Consider the following 17,623-nt stretch of genomic DNA (forward strand, 5'->3'; position numbering starts at 1 on the left):
AACGGCGAAGGCCCGGACCATTTCGGTCCGGGCCTTCGTTAGTAGCGGGGACAGGATTCGAACCTGCGACCTCTGGGTTATGAGCCCAGCGAGCTACCGAGCTGCTCCACCCCGCGCCGTATTTCTGTTGTAAAAAGAACTCTACACCCCACCAAAAACCCCCTTTCACAGGGGGTCCAACAACCCCCTGACCAGCAGAAACCACCCCACCCGAGCCAAACCCACCCACGCCAGAACCACCCGAGCCAGAACCCACCCGAGCCGGAAGAAGCTGGTCCGAGAGCAGGCCGGGAACCGCGAAAAGCGAGGAGCCGACGAAACCCGACCACCGCACCGTGGGGCCTGCGGGGCTCGGCCCCGCAAAATGATCGGAAAAAAGGGAAGGCGGCGCACGAAAGTGCGCCGCCAAACACCATCTTGGTAGCGGGGACAGGATTCGAACCTGCGACCTCTGGGTTATGAGCCCAGCGAGCTACCGAGCTGCTCCACCCCGCGCTGTGTTGTGCCACCAGACTAGATGACCCGCCAATCCTAGTGCAAACCAGGTCCCGTGAGAAGTGATCAGCGTCATCACCACTCGCAAGCACGACCCCTGGAAATGCAGGTGGGGCGCCCGCACCGAGGTGCGGGCGCCCCACCGGGAGCAGCGTCAGCGACCGCCGCCCTGCAGCTGCTCGAAGCGCTTGAGCGCTTCGTCGAGCTGCTGGTAGGCGGTGCCCATCTGGCCGAAGTTGCCGGACTGCTGCGCGCTGCGGACCGCTTCCAGCGCGGACCGGATGTCGCCGACCGCCTTGCTCATCTCCGGGCTGGCAGGCGGCGGCTGCTCGCCCGGGTTCTGCGCGGGCGGCGGGGTGCTGTCCTGGCCCGGCGGCTCGTCGCCCGCCTGCTGCCCGGCGCCGGGGCCGAAGACCTCTTCGAGCGCACCCGCCAGCGTCTCGGAGAACCCGACCTTGCCGCCGAACGACACCAGCACCCGCGCCAGCTGCGGGTAGGACTCGGTCTCGTTGCGCTGGATGTAGATCGGCTCGACGTAGAGCAGACCGCCCGCGACCGGCAGCGTCAGCAGGTTCCCGAAGATCGCCGTGACCTGCGGGTTGTTGAACAGCGTCCGGTTCTCGGTGACCTCCGGGGTGGACTCCATCTGGTTCTGGACCTGGTTCGGGCCCGGGGTCTGGGTGTTGGTCGGCAGCCGCAGCACGGTGAGCTTGCCGTAGTCGTCCGGGTCCGAGGACGCCGACACCCACGCCGCCAGGTTCTGCCGCCGCAGCGCGGTGAGCGCGCTGGTGAGCTGGAAGGTCGGCCTGTCCTGCCCCTCGACCTGCGCGAGCACGTAGTACGGCGGCTGCTGGTTGCCCTGGTTGGTGCCGCCCTGACCGCTGCTGGTCGGGTCCGGCGGGACCTCCCAGAAGGTGCGGTTGGAGAAGAAGTCACCGGGGTTGTTCACGTGGTACTGGGTCAGCAGCTGCCGCTGGACCTTGAACAGGTCCTCCGGGTACCGGAAGTGGTCCCGCAGCTGCGGGCTGATCTCGGCGGACGGCTTGACCACGCCGGGGAAGACGCCCTGCCACGCCTTGAGCACCGGGTCCTTCTCGTCGACCGCGTAGAGGTCGACCGAGCCGTCGTAGGCGTCGACGGTCGCCTTGACCGAGTTCCGGATGTAGTTGATCGGCTGGTTCGTCTGCCGCTCGACGCCGTTGAGCGTGTCGGTGGTCGCCGCGCCGAACTGGGTCAGCTGCGCGTACGGGTAGTTGTCGAGCGTGGTGTAGCCGTCGATGATCCACTTGACCTTGCCGTCGACCACCGCCGGGTACGGGTCGCCGTCGAGCTTGAGCCACGGCGCGACCTTCTGCACCCGGTCGCGCGGGTTCCGCTCGTACATGACCTTGGAGTCGCTGCCGATCGCGGTGTTGAACAGGAAGTTGCGCTCCCCGTAGTAGCCGGCGAAGACCAGGCGGTTGAAGAAGCTGCCCAGCGGCACGCCGCCCTGGCCGGTGTAGGTGTAGGCGGACTGGTCGGTGTCGTACTCCCGCGGGGCCTCGCCCGGGTTGCCGCCGACGATCGCGTAGTCGTTCTGGGCGAGCAGTTCGCCGTAGTACACCCGCGGGTTCTGGACCGGGATCGCGCCCCTGCCGTCGTTGGCCACGTCGCTGATCTGGAACACCGGGTAGCCGCCCTGGGTGGCGCCCTCCTGGAAGGTGGAGTCGACCCGGTCCGCGGGCGCGGCGATGAAGCCGTTGCCGTGGGTGTAGACCATGTGCCGGTTGATCCAGCTCTGCTGGTTCTCGGCGAGGCCGTCGGTGTTGATCTCGCGCAGCGCGACCAGGTAGTCGCGCAGGTTGCCCTCCGCGTCGCGGTACCGGTCGACGTCGAGCTTCTTGTTGAAGCCGTAGAAGTTGTACTGCTGGGTGAGCTGGGTGAACGTGTCGGACAGGACGTTGGGGTCGAGCAGCCGGATGTTCGGGATCGTGCCCTTGTCGTCGGCGACCTCGCCGGGCGTCAGCGCCGTCTTGCCCGCGTAGTCGACGAAGTCGACCTTGTCCTGCCCGATGTCGAAGGCGCTGCGGGTCGCGGCGATGTTGCGCTCGATCGACAGCGCCTCCCGCTGGTTGGCGTTCGGGCGCACCGAGAACTGCTCCAGCAGCGCGGGCCACACCGAGCCGACCAGGATGCTCGACAGCACCAGCAGCACGGTCGCGATCGCCGGGATCTGCACGTTGCGCAGGAAGATCGCCGCGAAGAACGCCAGCGCGCAGAACAGCGCGATGATCATCAGGATCAGCTTGACCGGCATCAGCGCGTTCAGGTCGGTGTAGGTGGCACCGGTGAACAGCGCGTTGCGCTGGGACAGCAGCAGGTCGTACCGGTCGAAGAAGTAGTCGACCGCCTTCAGCAGCACGAACAGCCCGGCCAGCACCGACAGCTGGATCCGCGCCGGGGCCGCGATCTGGCCGGACCGGCCCGCCAGCCGGATGCCGCCGAAGATGTAGTGCGTGACCAGCGCCCCGAGGAAGCCGACGCTGATCGCGACGAACGACCAGGACAGCAGGTAGCGCCAGAACGGCAGCTCGAAGGTGTAGAACGCGATGTCGTTGCCGAACTCGGGGTCGGCCTGGCCGAACGGCACGCTGTGCAGGAACAGCTGGAGCGTCTGCCAGTCCGACTGCGCGGTGAGCCCGCCGATCACCGCGACCACGATCGGGATGCCCAGCCCGATCAGCCGGGAGCGCTCGGTGGTCACCGTGCGGTACCGCGCGAGCGGGTCGTCCGGGCCGCTGACCGGGACGAACACCGGCCGGCTCCGGTAGGCGATCCAGAGGTTGAGCAGCAGCACGCCGCCGACGAACGCACCGACGGCCACGCCCAGCCCGGCCCGGCTCAGCACCTGGGTGGTGAAGACCTGGCGCTTGCCGACCTCACCGAACCACAGCCAGTCCACGTAGGTGCCCAGCAACCGCGAGCCGGCGAGCAGGGCGACCAGCACCACCCCGCCGAGGATCAGCAGGATCCGGCTCCGCCGGGACAGTTTCGGCATTGATACCGGGGGCCGCATGGCCACAGCGCACTCTCCTGATGACGGTCAGCAGGCTTGGAGACCGCCGCGAGCACCGGCGACCCCTCTCGTGATGTTCAACTCTACGACCCCCCGGCAAAGTTCCAGAACCGCACTCGAAAATTGGATGAAGCGGACATCCCGCCCGGGCGGCACCGCTGCTCACCAGGCCCGTCCCGGGTGCGACGATGGGCCCATGTCATCGGAGACCGGCGAGGGGATGGCCGTGGCGCTGCGGCTGGCCGCCCGCGAGATCGAGGAGTTCGTCGCGACGGCCGGATGGGACCAGCCCACCCAGGTGTTCGCGCTCGTGCCCACCCGCCAGCTGCTGGCCGCCGAGCCGGGCCTGGCCGACCAGCTCGACCCCGAGTCCGCGCTGACCCCGATCGCGCAGGAGTCGCTGCCCGCCGACGACCTGGCCGACGCGCTGGCCCGGATCAGCTGGCCGGACCAGGTCGCCGGGTGCGCGATCGTGCAGGAGATCGTGGTGCTGCCGCCGGAGGCGGAGGCGGAGCTGCCCACCGACGGCGAGCAGGCCCGGCAGGCCGCCGCCGAGCACCCCGAGCGCCGGGAGGCGCGGCTGGTCGCCGCGGTGCTGCGCGAGGGTGGCGAGGCCTGCGTGATGCGGCTGCGCGGCGAGGGCGACGAGCCGGGCGAGCGGATCGAGGACCCCTCGCTCGCGCCGAACCTGCTCGCCGCGCTCAGCGAGACCTTCGAGGACTGACCGTCAGCAGCTCGGCGGGGTCTGGCCAGCCTTGATCGCTTCCAGCGCCTTGGTCGCCTCGTCGAGCGTGCCGACCCGGACCAGCCGCAGGTCGTCCGGGGCCTGCGCCTTGGCCTCGGCGCAGTTGTCCGCGGGCACCAGGAAGGTCGTCGCGCCCGCCTCGCGGGCCTTGACCATCTTGAACGGGATGCCGCCGATCGGTCCGACCCTGCCCTCCGGGTCGATCTCGCCGGTGCCCGCGACGAACTGGCCGCCGTTGAGCTCGCCCGGGGTGAGCTTGTCGACGATCGCCAGCGAGAACATCAGCCCCGCCGAGGGTCCGCCGACGTCGGCCAGGCTGATCTCGATGCCGAACGGCACGTCCGGCCGCTCGGTCGCGGCGACCCCGAGGAAGCCCTGCGGCTCGCCCTTGGGGTGCGGCGCGAGCTGGACGTCGACCACGCGTTCGGGCTCCTCGGCGTGCTGGAAGCGGATCTCGGCCCGGTCGCCGGGCCGGGAGTTCGCGAAGACCTCGCGCAGCGTCATCGAGTTGGTGACCGGGACGCCGTTGGCGCTGATGAGCCGGTCGCCCGGGGCGACGAGGCCGTCGATCGGGCTGCCCTTGACGATCTCGCCCGCGAGCACCTTGGTCGGGTAGCCGAGGTAGCGCAGCGCGGCGGTCTCGGCGGTGGTCTGCGAGTCGTTGAACGCCGCGGTGTTCTCCTGCTCGATCTGCTGCTCGGACTTGTCCGGCGGGAAGTACACCTCGCGCGGCGCCAGGGCGTACCGGCCGCTCACCCACAGGCCGAGCGCGCCGAACAGCGAGAGCTGGTCGGTCACCGACACCGTGGTCATGTTGAGGTGTCCGGCGGTCGGATAGGTCTGCCTGCCCTCGATCCGGATGACCGGGGTGTCCCCCTCCGTGCCCAGCGTGTCGTAGGTCGGCCCCGGCCCGAGCGCCACGAACGGCACTCGGACGAACGCGCCGAGCAGTCCGAAGGCGACGACGAGCAGCACGCTCGTCAACAGCGTCCACGTTCGACGGGTCACGGGGCGACAGCGTACGTGTTCGCTGATGGCGAGGGAGTGGACACCTTCTGCCTCGCGGCCCGACCCGCGTACGGTGGAAGCATGAGTGATCTGCCGTTCGGGTTCGGCCCGCAGGACCCCGACGATCGCGACAAGCGCGACTCGTCGGAAGGGCGCTCCGAGGGTGGCGCCGGGAACTCCGGGGACTTCCCCGGCTTCGGATTCGGCAGCCTGCCCGGGGGTCCGGGCGGCATGCCCAACTTCGACATCGGCCAGCTCGGCCAGATGCTGACCCAGCTCGGCCAGGTGCTGAGCCACTCGGGCAGCGGCGCCGAGGGGCCGGTCAACTACGACCTCGCCAAGCAGCTGGCGATCCAGCAGCTGCACAGCGCGCAGCGCACCGAACGCCCGAGCCAGGAGCAGGTGAAAGCGATCGAGGAGGCCGTGCACCTGGCGGAGATGTGGCTCGACCCGACCACGTCGCTGCCCGCGGGCGTGCGCAGCGTGCAGACCTGGTCGTCGGTGGACTGGGTGGAGAAGACGCTGCCGACCTGGCAGCGGCTGTGCGACCCGATCGCCCGGCGGATGTCCAGCGCCTGGCTGGAGGCGATGCCGGAGGAGGCCAAGCAGGCCGCCGGGCCGCTGCTGTCGATGCTCGGCCAGATGGGCGGGCTCACCTTCGGTTCGCAGCTGGGCCAGGGCCTGGCGCAGCTCGGCGCGGAGGTGCTCACCTCCACCGAGGTCGGGCTGCCGCTGGCGCCGGAAGGCACGGCCGGTCTGCTGCCGGCCAACATCGCCCGGTTCGTGGAGGGCCTGGACCGCCCGGTCAGCGAGGCGACGATCTTCCTGGCCGCCCGCGAGGCCGCCCACCACCGGCTGTTCGGCCACGTGCCGTGGCTGCGGCAGCGGCTGCTGGCCACCGTCGAGGAGTACGCCCACGGCATCAGCGTCGACACCTCGGCGCTGGAGGACATGGCCAGCAAGATCGACCCGACGAACCCGGCGTCGATGCAGGAGCTGATGAACTCCGGCATGCTCGAGCCCAAGACGACCCCGGAGCAGGACGCCGCGCTCAAGCGGCTGGAGACGCTGCTCGCGCTGGTCGAGGGCTGGGTCGACGTGGTGGTCGCCGACGCCATCGGCGAGCGGCTGCCCGGTGCGAGCGCGCTGAGCGAGACCGTCCGCAGGCGCCGCGCCAGCGGCGGTCCGGCGGAGCAGACCTTCGCGACGCTGATCGGCCTGGAGCTGCGGCCGCGCCAGCTGCGGTCGGCGGCCACGCTGTGGCGGCTGATGACCGAGCGGCACGGCATCGACAGCCGCGACCGCGTCTGGGAGCACCCGGACCTGCTGCCGAGCAGCGAGGACCTGGACGAGCCGCTGGACTTCGCCGACCGGTGGGGCTCGGGCTCGGAGGACCTCGACGACCCGATCGCGGCGATCCGCCGCGCGGAGGCCAAGGAGGCCGAGCAGTCCTCGGAGGAGGACTCCGGCGGGGAAGGCTCCGGGGACGAGGGCTCCGGCGGGGACGAGCGCAAGTAGACGACGGCCGCCGCTTCCGGGTCCAGCTGCCCGAGGCTGGCCCCGGAGGCGGTGGCAGGTTCGCTGCGCGTGGCGGCCGGGCCGCCCGCGATTGGCCGATCCGCCACCCGCGACGGCCAGCTCCCTGCCCGCGACGGCCGGCTCGCCGACCGCGACGACCGGTTCCCTGCCCGCGGCGGCCGGTTCGCTGCCCGCGATGGCCGATCCGCCACTCGCGACGGCCGATTCGGGCTGCCGGGCTGCGGCCGGTTTCCACCAGCCCCAGCGACCGGCCCCCAACTGCCGCGCGGCGGCCGATTCCCTACTGCCGTGCGGCGGCGATTCCCCACTCGTGCGGCGGCCGATTCCCGCTGCTTCCCCACGCCGCGCGGCTGACCGGACCCTGCCCCGGTCAGCCCTTGGCGTCCACGACGTCGGCGTCGTCGTCCAGGCCGAGGTCGAGGTGGGCCGCCGCGGAGAGCCCCTCCAGATAGCCGATCGCGCGCTCGGTCTTCGGGTAGCGGCGGACCCACTTCCAGAACGCAGGCCCGTGGCCGGGTACCAGCAGGTGTGCGAGTTCGTGCACCAGAACGTAGTCGAGCACCCATCCGGGTACATCTCGCAGGCGGCGGCTCACCCGGATGGTCCCCTCGCTGGGGGTGCAGGAGGCCCAGCGGGTCCGCATCGGCGGGACCCACTTGATCGCGGTCGGCTCGGCCGTGCCGTCCAGGTACTTCGCCGACAGTTCCCGGCAGCGCTCGGCCAGCGCCTCGTCGGAGTCCCGCGCGGGCGAGCGGCGGCGGACCTCGCTGCGCTGCAGGCGGCTCAACATGTCCGCCACCCAGCGCTTTTCCTCGGCTCGGCTCATCCGAGCAGGCAGCAGCACGACGACCTTGTCGCCATCCCTGTAGGCACTGACGGTCTGCCGTCGACGTTTGCTGCGGCGCACCTCAACCTGGGGTTCAGCCACGAGAGCCGACCTTAGCGAGCGGCCCCGACATTGGGAGCCCCCTGTGAGCTTCCTTGCATCGCTCACACCGCGTGATCACCTAAGGGATTACTCCATTAAGCCGAACATGCGATCCTCGTTATGTATGCAGGCCTGTTACTCCGCCTGTACCGTTCCCCCAGCGCGGCCCGGACCCGGGCCTGAGACGACTCGGCGACGACGCTGGGTCACAACACGAAGGAGGGAGCCGTGGCCGAGACGTACAACGGCTACTGCGTGAAATGCCGGGACAAGCGCGACTTCTCCGGCGAGGTCACGGAGACCAACGGCCGCCGGATGGCCAAGGGCACCTGCCCGGTCTGCGGCACCAAGATGACCCGCATCCTCGGCAAGGCTTGACCGCGCACGCGGGTGGGCCCGCCGGTCCACCCGCGTGCCGCCCGCCGGCATCGCGCCTGGCAGATCCCGTTCCACCCGCACCGGGTGTTCCCGGCGCGCAGGGGAACCTGTGCTGATTTCCGGGTCCCCGCCAATTCCGCGCATTGCGACCCGTTCGCCCGAACCGCGTCTGCGCTGTTCTTCTCAACGACGGCCGCCGAACTGTCGATCACGGTCCACAACGGGCTTGGAAAGCTCTAGCATGTGACTGGGTTTCTCGATGCCGAAACCACTTCCGTCATCGGGGGAGTTTTCCTGTGCCCGAAAAAGGAGAATTCGTGACCGACATCCCCCGCCGCGCGGCGCACCGCACCGCCAAGCTCGCCAGCCTGCCGCTCAGCGTCGCGGGGCGAGTTGCCGCGGGCTGGGGAAAGCGGCTCACCGGCGGCAACGCGGAGGAGATCAGCGCCGAGGTGTCGGCCAAGACCGCCGAGCAGCTGTTCGCCGTGCTGGGCCAGCTCAAGGGCGGCGCGATGAAGTTCGGGCAGGCGCTGAGCGTCTTCGAGGCCGCCGTTCCCGACGAGATGGCCGGGCCGTACCGGGAAGCGCTGACCAAGCTCCAGTCGGCGGCCCCGCCGATGTCGGGCGCGAGCGTGCGCCGGGTGCTCGACGAGCAGCTGGGCCGGGCGTGGCGCGACCGGTTCGCCGAGTTCGACGAAACCCCGGCCGCCGCGGCGAGCATCGGCCAGGTGCACCGGGCGGTCTGGCACGACGGCCGCGAGGTCGCGGTCAAGGTCCAGTACCCGGGCGCCGACGAGGCGCTGCGCTCCGACCTGCGCCAGCTGCTGCGCTTCTCCCGGCTGTTCCAGTCGCTGGCCCCCGGAGCCGAGGTCAAGCCGCTGCTCACCGAGCTGCAGGACCGGATGGTCGAGGAGCTCGACTACCGCACCGAGGCCGACAACCAGCGCACCTTCGCCAAGGCCTTCGACGGTGACGCCGACGTGCTCGTGCCCCGCGTGGTCGCCAGCGCTCCCAAGGTGATGGTCACCGAGTGGATCACCGGCACCCCGTTCTCGTCGATCATCGCCTCCGGCTCGCGCGAGCAGCGCAACGAGGCGGGCAGGCTGCTCAGCGAGTTCCACTACTCGTCGCCCGCGCGCGCCGGTCTGCTGCACGCCGATCCGCACCCCGGCAACTTCATGCTGCTCGACGACGGCAGGCTCGCGGTCATCGACTTCGGCGCGGTCGCGCGACTGCCGGAGGGACCGCCGACGACGATGGGCCGGATGCTGCGGCTGGCGCTCGACGACCGCTCGGACGAGCTGCTGGAGCTGCTGCGCGCCGACCGGTTCGTGCACACCGACAGCAAGTTGCGCGCCGACGACGTGCTCGCCTACCTCGGGCCGTTCGTGGATCCGCTGCGCGGCGAGACGTTCCACTTCACCCGGCGCTGGTTGCAGCGTCAGGCCGAGCGGGTGGGCGACCTGCGCAGCCCGGACTTCCGGACCGGGCGCTCGCTGAACCTGCCGCCGGACTACCTGCTGATCCACCGGGTCACGCTGGGCGCCACCGGAATCCTGTGCCAGCTCGACTCCGAGATCGCCGCGCGGGAGATCATCTCCAGGTGGCAGCCGGGGTTCGACGACTGACCTTCAGGGTTTCGTCCCGACGTGGACGGTGTGCGCGACGAGGTACTGCACGTCGTCGCGCCCGCGCACGTAGTGCGGGCTTTCCGGGTCGAGCAGCCGGGTGATCGCGTCCAGGTCTTCGGCGCTGCCCGCTTCTTCCGCTGTCCTGCGCAGGAATTCGAGCCGGTTGACCGCCGCGTTCAGCGCGACGCCGGAAACCGGGGCGGGCCGGTCGACCAGGTAGCTCCACGTCTCGACATCGGTCAGACCGGCTTGCGGCAACGCGCTGGACCATCCGATCGGCAGCCGGACCGAACCGTCCATGTCCGCCCGCATCCGGCGGAACCACTGCTCCCGCAACGCGATCAGCCGCAGCTCCAGCCCGGGTTCGCCGACCCCGACGTCCCACGGGAGCACGCGCGGTTCGAGCCCGAACTCGACCAGCGCGAGCCGGCCTCCGGGGCGCACCGCGCCCGCCATCCGGCGCAGGCCGGCGAGCTGGTCGGGCAGGTGGTGCGCGACGAACGCGGCGAACACCAGGTCCGCCTGACCGACCAGGTCCGGCAGGCCGTCGTCGGCGGCGTCGGCCCGCACCGGGCGGATCTCGACATCCGGCGCCGCGTTCCGCGCGGTTTCCGCGGCGACCGTCAACAGCTCGGGCGCGCTGTCCACCACGGTCACGACACCGCCCGTCCCGGACAGCGCCCTCGCGAAGGCCGCAGCGGACCCACCGGCGCCGGAACCGATCTCGGCCACCGCCCGGTCCTCGGGTCGCAGCAACCGCTCGACCAGCGCCGCCGTCTCGGGCGCGGTCAGCTCGTCGATCTCGCGCAGCCGATGCAGGCGGTCGTTCCAGTCGATGTTGTCGTGCGAGTGAACGCCCATCCGCTCACTGTACGGGCGCGAGCCCGGCGAACCCCTTCAACGGACGGGGTTCGCCGGGCTCGCGCTCATTGACAGCGTTGCGCGCGGTCGGCGCGGTCGGCGGCGTAGACGGCCAGTCGCCGCCACAAACGCCCGGCGCCGACCTTGTGCGCCAACCGCTGTTGTTGTGCTTCGCGTATCAGATCGTTCATCCGGATCCTGGTCAGTTCTTCGGACATCAGCACGGGAAAACCTGCTTCCACTCGGAGATCGACGGTTGGCTGGGTGACCCTGGTGTCGTTCATGCCGCTCGCTCCTGCCCTCGTCGGCCGGTCCGCACTTCGCCGGAACCGGACGCGGCGGGCGCGGGGTTCTTGCGCGGACGGCCGCGCGGGCGCTTGCGGGCGATCACGCTGCCGCGCTCGAAGATCTCGCCACCCCAGACGCCCCACGGTTCCCCGCGGGAAAGGGCGCCTGCGAGGCACTCGGCCTTGATCGGGCACTCGGCGCACAGCGCCTTGGCCTGCTCCAGCTCGCCCGGGCTCTCGGCGAACCAGAGGTCGGGGTCCTGCCCGCAGGGCAGTTCGCTGCCGACGGCGGGGGCGCTGTCGAGTAGTGCGCCGACCGCGTCGGCCTCGCCGGATATCGGCACGCTCGTGGTCAACATGGGGCTACCTCCTGTGTTGGATCGGCGACGGTTTTCGGTGCTGCTGCTGGATTTCACGTGGACCCCAGAAAAAGACAAAGAAGGCCGCGGACCCGGCTGTTGCGGGTCCGCGGCCTTCGAAAGAAGCCTGGAAGCGACCTAAATCATGGGATCGAGGACGCGTTCACGCACGGACCGACAACGGTCGGTCTGGATCAACTGGGTAAATGCGCGGAAGGCACGCGGCTTCATGACGCCGCCCTTGAGGGCCGCGACGTCGTTGCCATACGGTCGCTTGGTCGCACCGACGTGCCAAAGCGCGGCACCCCTGGTCATGGGGTGGCCAGAGGTACCGAACATCGTGATGTTGGTCATCGGAAGCCACCTCCTTTCCCAGGTCCGCGCGGGGGTTTCCACCCCTCGCTCAACGCGCTCTTGCAGGTTATTGGCACGGGGGTGCCGGTCGCAACTTATTTTTCCAAGATTCGCGGCAACTCGCGAAAAACCGCCCTGACCTGCGAGTTCAGGACCGGCGATCGCCCTGGATCAGGGCCAGCACGTCCGATCCGAACTTGCGCAGCTTCGAGGCGCCTATTCCCGATATTCCCACTAATGCGGCCTCGTCCTCGGGTCGCTGTTCGGCGATCGCGGTCAGGGTCGCGTCGGTGAAAACGACGTACGACGGCACCTTCAGCTGCCGGGCCCGTTCGCTGCGCCACGCCTTGAGCTGTTCCAGCAGGCCCTCGTCGACGTCGGACGGGCAGTCCGAGCACCGGCCGAGCTTGATGTCCATGGTGCCGGCGAGCGTCGTGTTGCAGACCCGGCAACGCGGTTTGGCAGCGCGCTTGGCCGGGGCCTCGAACTCCCGCTGCCGCACCTTCGAGGGCAGCGCGGCCGGGTGGTCGTCCGGCACCAGGTTGTAGATGAACCGGCTGCGCCTGCGGTAGCGGCGGCCACCCTCGGCGCGGGCCAGCGACCAGGACAGCTGGAGGTGTTCCCGGGCCCTGGTGACCCCGACGTAGAGCAGCCTGCGCTCCTCCTCCACCGCCGCGTCGGTGTCGGCGTGCTGGATCGGCAGCGTGCCCTCGACCAGTCCGACCAGGAAGACCGCGTCCCACTCCAGTCCCTTGGCCGCGTGCAGGGACGCGAGCGTCACGCCCTCGACCGTCGGCGGGTGCTGGGACTCGGCGCGGACGTCGAGCTCGACGACGTAGCGGGCGAGGTCGGCCTCGGGAACCGCGGCCGCCAGCTCCTCGGCGAGCTCGACCAGCGCGATCAGCGACTCCCAGCGCTCGCGGGCCGCACCGCCCGCGGGCGGCTCGTCGGTCAGGCCGATCTCGGCCAGCGCCTCGCGCACGTCGGCGGGCAGGTCGCCGGAGGGCTCCTGCCGGGACGCGGCGGCGCGCAGGGTCACCATGGCCTGCCGGACCTCGGCCCTGGCGAAGAACCGCTCACCACCCCGGACCTGGTACGGGATCTCGGCGTCGGACAGCGCCTTCTCGTAGACCTCGGACTGGGCGTTGACCCGGAACAGGATCGCCATCTCCGACAGCGGCACGCCCTGCTTGGCCAGCCGGGCGATCTTGCGGGCGATCGCGGAGGCTTCCGCGGGCTCGTCGTCGAACTCGGCGAAGTTGGGCCGCGGACCGTCGGGGCGCTGCCCGACCAGCTTGAGCCGGGTGCCCGCGGGCCGTTCGCGCGCGGCACCGATGACCTGGTTCGCCAGCCCGACGACCTGCGGCGTCGATCGGTAGTCCCGCTCCAGCCGCACGACCGTCGCCTCGGGGAAGCGGCGCGGGAACCCGACCAGCCACTTGGGCGCGGCACCGGCGAAGGAGTAGATCGTCTGGTTGGCGTCGCCGACGACGGTCAGGTCGTCGCGGTTGCCGAGCCAGGCGTCGAGCACCCGCTGCTGCAACGGGTTGACGTCCTGGTACTCGTCGACCACGAAGGACCGGTAGCGGGTCCGGAACTCCTCGGCGACCTCCGGGTGCTCCTCCAAGATGGCCGCGGTGTGCAGCAGGAGGTCGTCGAAGTCCAGGACCTGCGCGCTGTTCTTGAGCTTCTCGTAGGCCGCGAAGACCTTGCTGATCTGCTCCGGCGGTGCCGGGGCGTCCCGCCCGGCCTTCGCGGCGGCCGCGCCGTACTGCTCGGGCCCGATCAGCGACGCCTTCGACCACTCGATCTCACCGGCGAGGTCGCGGACGGACTCCTTCTCCGTTGGCAGCCCGACCTTCCCGGCGGCCTGCATGACCAGCCGGAACTTGTTGTCGGTCAGCGGCCAGACCTGGGTGTCGTGCACCCGCGGCCAGAAGTAGCGGAGCTGGCGGAACGACGCCGCGTGGAAGGTCTGCGCCTGCACCCCGGCCGCACCCAGCGCGCGCAGCCGGGTGCGCATCTCACCGGCCGCGCGCGCGGTGAAGGTGACGGCCAGGACCTGCTGCGGCGCGACGAGGCCGCGCTGCACCAGGTAGGCGATCCGGTGAGTGATCGTGCGGGTCTTGCCGGTGCCCGCACCGGCGAGCACGCACACCGGGCCCCGCGGTGCGATGACCGCCTCCCGCTGCTCCGGGTCCAAGCCTTCCAGGAGTCGCGGTTGTTCGGCCATGCCAGGCATCTTCGCAGAAGCCTTCCCCCGACCGTGGCAGCCCCGCTGTTCCACTCGCGTGTCGGGCGGGCCGCCCTCGGCCGGGGGCCCGGTCAGTCCTCGTGGTGGGCCCAGCCGGTGAGCATGCCGTAGGCGATCGAGACGCTGGGCGGCAGGCGCAGCCCCTCGACGCCGACGCCGTCGGCGTCCAGCGCGGCGCGGACCTGCTCGCGGGTGAACCAGCGGGCTTCCTCGATCTCGCCCGGCGCCGGGCGAAGCGGAGCCGACCGGTCGGCGACCGCGGCGAAGCCGAGCATCAGCGACCGCGGGAACGGCCAGGGCTGGCTGCCCAGGTAGCGGACGTCGGAGACGTCGACGCCGACCTCCTCCATGACCTCGCGCCGGACGCACGCCTCCAGCGACTCGCCGGTCTCGACGAAACCGGCGAGCACCGAGTAGCGCTGGGCGGGCCAGGACGGCTGGCGGGCCAGCAGCACCTGGCCGGCGCCGTCGTGCACCAGGCAGATCATCGAAGGATCGGTGCGCGGGTACTCCTCGCGGTCGCAGCCGGTGCAGCGGCGCATCCAGCCCGCGTGCGCCCGGTTCGTCGCCGCGCCGCACCGAGCGCAGTAGCGGGCGTTTTCGTGCCAGCCGAGCAGGCCGACCGCGGTGGTCAGCAGACCGGCGTCGGTGTCGTCGAGCACGGCGCCCGCCGCCCGCAGGTCCTGCCAGCCGTCCTGGGCGCCGTCCTGCTCCACGCGCAGCGCCCAGTAGCCGACCCCGGCCTCGGCGCCGAGCAGCACCGCGCCGGGCACCGGGGTGTGGCCGAAGTCGGTCGTCGGCTGGTGGGCCAGCCGACGGCCGTCCTCGACGCGGGTGCGCCCCTTGGCGTCCACCAGGATGATCCGGCCGCCGGGCCAGAGCTCGTCGGCCCCGGTGTTCCGCAGGATCTCACTTCTGTCCACTGTGGACCGCGACAGCACGGGTGCGGCACCCAGCTGGAAGCCGCCGCGGACGGGAACACACATCTCCGAAGTCATGACCCGTTCAGCATCCCACAGGGCGACCCCGATCCGGTCATGGCAGAACCACTCCGCCCAGCGCCCGCAACTGATCGCTGAGCTTGTCGGCGTCGCCCACCACCACACCGGTGAACGCCGTGGGGGCGAACAGCCGGGCCGCCTCGGCGACCTGCTCGGTGGTGACCGCGCGGAGCCTGCCCGGGTGCTCGACTAGCCATTCGTGGTCCAGGCCCGACGAGGCCAGCACGACCAGCATCGACGCCAGCCCGGCCTGCGAGGAGGTCGAGGTCAGCAGCCCGCCGATGGCGTACTGCCGCGCCGACTCCACCTCGGACTCCGTCGGCGGCACCAGCGCCAGCCTGCCGAACTCGTAGCGGGTCTCCAGCAGCGCGGCGGCCGTGACCTCGCTGGCGGTGTCGGCGTCGACCAGCAGCGTGCCGTTGTCCCGGGTGAACTCGAACGACGAGTGCGCGCCGTAGGTGTAGCCCTTGTCCTCGCGGATGTTCTCCACCAGCCGGGAGGAGAAGTAGCCGCCGAAGGCGAGGTTGGCGATCTGCAGCGCCGGGTACCGCGGATCGGTGCGCGGCAGCGCCTGCGCCGAGAAGCGCAGCTGCGACTGCACCGCGCCCGGGCGGTGCACCAGCCGCACGTCACCGCCGCTGACCTCCGGCAGCGCGGGGATCTCCGCCGCCGAGGCGTCGGCCCGCCAGCCGGAGAGCCGCTGCCCGGCCTCGGCGACCGCCTGCTCCGGGTCGATGTCGCCGACCAGGACCAGCACCGAACCGCGCGGCAGCACCGACTCCCGGTGCAGTTCGCGGACCTGCTCGGCGGTGACCTCCGCGACGTCCTCGGCCTGCGGCACCTCCCGGACGAACGGGTGGTCGCCGTAGCGGTGCCGCTGCAGCTCCTCCCGCGCGATCACGCGCGGCTGCGAGCGGGCGACCGCGATCCGCTCGACCAGCCGGTCGCGCTCGCCGGACACCTCGTGCTCGGCGTAGACCGCACCGGTCAGCGCGTCGGCGAGCACGTCGAGCAGGGTGCCAAGACCGCTGGCCAGCGAGTTGCCCGAGATGCTCAGCCGCTCCGGGTCGACCCCGGCGTGCAGGTCACCGCCCACCGCCGCGAGGTCGGTGTCGACCTGCACGCGGTTGCGGCGCTCGGTGCCGGTGAGCAGCGTCTCCGCCAGCACCTCGGCCCGCGCCGGGTGCGACGGGTCCGATCCCGCGAACGGGATCCGCAGCCGCAGCTCGGCCATCGGCACCGCGCCGTGCCGCGCCGCGATCACGCGCAGGCCGTTCTCCAGCACCGCGTCCACGGTCGCCGGGGGCTTCCCGGCGCGCGGCTCGCCCAGCGGCGGCAGCGGCCTCGGCCCGTGCTCGGTGCGGCCGATCTCCTCGGCGCTGCGGTGGGTCGGGCGGGTCATGCCGCACCTCCTGCGGAAGCGTCGCTTGCGGGTTCCAGCTCAAGCACCGCGCGGGCGTCCGGGCGCAGCGCCTTCGCCGCCGCGGACACGTCCTCGGCGCTGATCTCGGCCACCCGCCTGGGCAGCTCGGAGATCAGCTCGGCGCGACCGTGCAGCAGCTCCGCGCTGCCCAGGTCGAGCGTGCGCGAGATGACCCGGTCGTGCTCCCGGTACAGCCCGGCCGACCAGCGGGCGGTGACCCGCGCCAGCTCGTCCTCGGTCGGGCCGTCGGTGGCCAGCTTGTCCAGCTCCTCGTCGACCGCCGCGATCACCCGGTCCGCGCCGACCTCCGGGGTGTGGATCGCGGTGAGGGTGAACGAGTCCGGGTCGCGGGCGTCCAGCGGGGCGCCCATCAGGCCGCAGCCGGCGTGCACGTCGACCACCAGCGACTCCTGGTGGAGCATGCGCTGCTGGAGGCGGGAGGCGTCACCGTCGGACAGGATCGCGGCGAGCACGACGTTGGCCAGGTACGCGTCGAGGTCGCCGACCGGGTCGGGCAGGCGGTAGCCGAGGGCGACCGCGGGCAGCGGCGCGTGCGGGTCCTCGTGGCGCCCGCGCAGCTCGCCGGACGGGTGCGGCTCGGCGAACGACGGCCGGGGGCGGACCTCGCGGGCCGGGACGTCGCCGAAGTGCTTGTGCACCAGCTCGGTCGTCCGCTCCACGTCGATGTCACCGGCGACGGTCAGCACCGCGTTGCCGGGGGCGTAGAAGGTGTCGAAGAACGCCGCGCAGTCGTCGACGGTGGCGTCTTCGAGGTCGGTGAAGTCGCCGTAGCCGTTGTGGGCGTTGGCGAAGGTCGAGTACAGCACCGGGGGCAGCAGGATCCAGGGGAAGCCGCCGTAGGGGCGGTTGAGGACGTTGAGCCGGATCTCCTCCTTGACCACGTCCACCTGGTTGCGCAGGTTCTCCTCGGTGATCTTGGGAGCGCGCATCCGGTCGGCTTCCAGGAACAGCGCCCGCTCCAGCGCGGCCGAGGGCAGGACCTGGTAGTAGTCCGTGTAGTCCTGGTGCGTCGAACCGTTGAAGGTGCCGCCGGAACCCTGGACGTGCCGGAAGTGGGCGAGTTTCTCCAGGCTCTCACTGCCCTGGAACATGAGGTGCTCGAACAGGTGCGCGAAGCCGGTCCTCCCCTCCGGTTCGGAGCGGAAGCCCACGTCGTAGTGCACGCTGACACCGACCACCGGGGCCCGTCCCGCCTCCGCGGCGCCCTCTGCTGAGTCCGGTGCCAGCACCACGCGCAGCCCATTGGGCAAGGTGACGCGATGCAGCTGGGGTTCGACCATGCCT

The 17,623-nt window shown here is 71.1% G+C and carries 15 protein-coding genes and 2 tRNA genes; 4 read left to right on the forward strand and 13 right to left on the reverse strand.

Features of this window, described 5'->3' with window-relative positions:
- Positions 1-42 precede the first annotated feature (42 nt).
- The 3 genes from ABD691_RS26540 to ABD691_RS26550 form a co-directional block, all read right to left on the reverse strand.
- A tRNA-Met gene (locus ABD691_RS26540) sits at positions 43-116 on the reverse strand.
- A 302-nt stretch (positions 117-418) separates the two neighbouring features.
- Positions 419-495, reverse strand: a tRNA-Met gene (locus ABD691_RS26545).
- 154 nt (positions 496-649) lie between these two features.
- Positions 650-3,550, reverse strand: coding sequence for a UPF0182 family protein (locus ABD691_RS26550; protein ID WP_344684478.1), 2,901 nt, complete (start codon positions 3,548-3,550; stop codon positions 650-652).
- Between the two features lie 196 nt (positions 3,551-3,746).
- Here ABD691_RS26550 and ABD691_RS26555 point away from each other — a divergent pair, with 196 nt between their 5' ends.
- Positions 3,747-4,274 (forward strand): PPA1309 family protein, encoded by a 528-nt coding sequence (locus ABD691_RS26555; RefSeq protein ID WP_344684244.1) that lies wholly within the window; start codon positions 3,747-3,749, stop codon positions 4,272-4,274.
- Between the two features lie 3 nt (positions 4,275-4,277).
- Here the strand turns inward: ABD691_RS26555 and ABD691_RS26560 are convergent, their stop codons facing one another.
- On the reverse strand, positions 4,278-5,303 hold the full coding sequence (locus ABD691_RS26560; RefSeq protein ID WP_344684246.1) for a YlbL family protein: 1,026 nt from the start codon (positions 5,301-5,303) through the stop codon (positions 4,278-4,280).
- Positions 5,304-5,384: 81 nt separating this feature from the next.
- Here ABD691_RS26560 and ABD691_RS26565 point away from each other — a divergent pair, with 81 nt between their 5' ends.
- On the forward strand, positions 5,385-6,821 hold the full coding sequence (locus ABD691_RS26565) for a zinc-dependent metalloprotease (protein WP_344684248.1): 1,437 nt from the start codon (positions 5,385-5,387) through the stop codon (positions 6,819-6,821).
- A 391-nt stretch (positions 6,822-7,212) separates the two neighbouring features.
- Here the strand turns inward: ABD691_RS26565 and ABD691_RS26570 are convergent, their stop codons facing one another.
- A complete protein-coding gene (locus tag ABD691_RS26570) occupies positions 7,213-7,770 on the reverse strand; it encodes a M48 metallopeptidase family protein (RefSeq protein WP_344684250.1) in 558 nt (185 codons plus the stop codon).
- A gap of 228 nt (positions 7,771-7,998) precedes the next feature.
- On the opposite strand from ABD691_RS26570, the gene ABD691_RS26575 reads away from it, so the two are divergent.
- Together ABD691_RS26575 and ABD691_RS26580 are read left to right on the forward strand one after the other, a co-directional pair.
- Positions 7,999-8,148 (forward strand): DUF5679 domain-containing protein, encoded by a 150-nt coding sequence (locus ABD691_RS26575; protein WP_344684252.1) that lies wholly within the window; start codon positions 7,999-8,001, stop codon positions 8,146-8,148.
- Positions 8,149-8,465: 317 nt separating this feature from the next.
- On the forward strand, positions 8,466-9,776 hold the full coding sequence (locus ABD691_RS26580) for an ABC1 kinase family protein (RefSeq protein ID WP_344684254.1): 1,311 nt from the start codon (positions 8,466-8,468) through the stop codon (positions 9,774-9,776).
- Between the two features lie 3 nt (positions 9,777-9,779).
- On the opposite strand, the gene ABD691_RS26585 is transcribed toward ABD691_RS26580, so the two are convergent.
- The 8 genes from ABD691_RS26585 to ABD691_RS26620 all read right to left on the reverse strand — a co-directional run bounded on the left by ABD691_RS26585 (position 9,780) and on the right by ABD691_RS26620 (position 17,619).
- On the reverse strand, positions 9,780-10,640 hold the full coding sequence (locus ABD691_RS26585) for a methyltransferase (protein WP_344684256.1): 861 nt from the start codon (positions 10,638-10,640) through the stop codon (positions 9,780-9,782).
- A 65-nt stretch (positions 10,641-10,705) separates the two neighbouring features.
- A complete protein-coding gene (locus tag ABD691_RS26590) occupies positions 10,706-10,924 on the reverse strand; it encodes a hypothetical protein (protein WP_344684258.1) in 219 nt (72 codons plus the stop codon).
- Positions 10,921-11,286, reverse strand: a complete 366-nt coding sequence (locus tag ABD691_RS26595) for a WhiB family transcriptional regulator (protein ID WP_344684259.1) — start codon at positions 11,284-11,286, stop codon at positions 10,921-10,923. Before ABD691_RS26595 ends, ABD691_RS26590 begins: the two co-directional genes overlap by 4 nt.
- Positions 11,287-11,424: 138 nt before the next feature.
- A complete protein-coding gene (locus tag ABD691_RS26600; RefSeq protein ID WP_344684260.1) occupies positions 11,425-11,640 on the reverse strand; it encodes a hypothetical protein in 216 nt (71 codons plus the stop codon).
- A 148-nt stretch (positions 11,641-11,788) separates the two neighbouring features.
- Positions 11,789-13,873 carry an ATP-dependent DNA helicase UvrD2 gene (locus tag ABD691_RS26605; protein ID WP_344684262.1) on the reverse strand — a complete coding sequence of 695 codons (2,085 nt, stop codon included), beginning with the start codon at positions 13,871-13,873 and terminating at the stop codon, positions 11,789-11,791.
- A 92-nt stretch (positions 13,874-13,965) separates the two neighbouring features.
- Positions 13,966-14,880: an NAD(+) diphosphatase gene (nudC, locus tag ABD691_RS26610; RefSeq protein ID WP_344684479.1), complete on the reverse strand. Its 915-nt coding sequence runs from the start codon at positions 14,878-14,880 to the stop codon at positions 13,966-13,968.
- Between the two features lie 49 nt (positions 14,881-14,929).
- Positions 14,930-16,297, reverse strand: coding sequence for a M16 family metallopeptidase (locus ABD691_RS26615; protein ID WP_344684264.1), 1,368 nt, complete (start codon positions 16,295-16,297; stop codon positions 14,930-14,932).
- Positions 16,294-17,619, reverse strand: a complete 1,326-nt coding sequence (locus tag ABD691_RS26620; protein WP_344684266.1) for a M16 family metallopeptidase — start codon at positions 17,617-17,619, stop codon at positions 16,294-16,296. Before ABD691_RS26620 ends, ABD691_RS26615 begins: the two co-directional genes overlap by 4 nt.
- Positions 17,620-17,623: the final 4 nt, after the last annotated feature.

Source organism: Saccharopolyspora taberi, from assembly GCF_039534165.1.
GTDB classification, from domain to species: Bacteria; Actinomycetota; Actinomycetes; order Mycobacteriales; family Pseudonocardiaceae; genus Saccharopolyspora_D; species Saccharopolyspora_D taberi.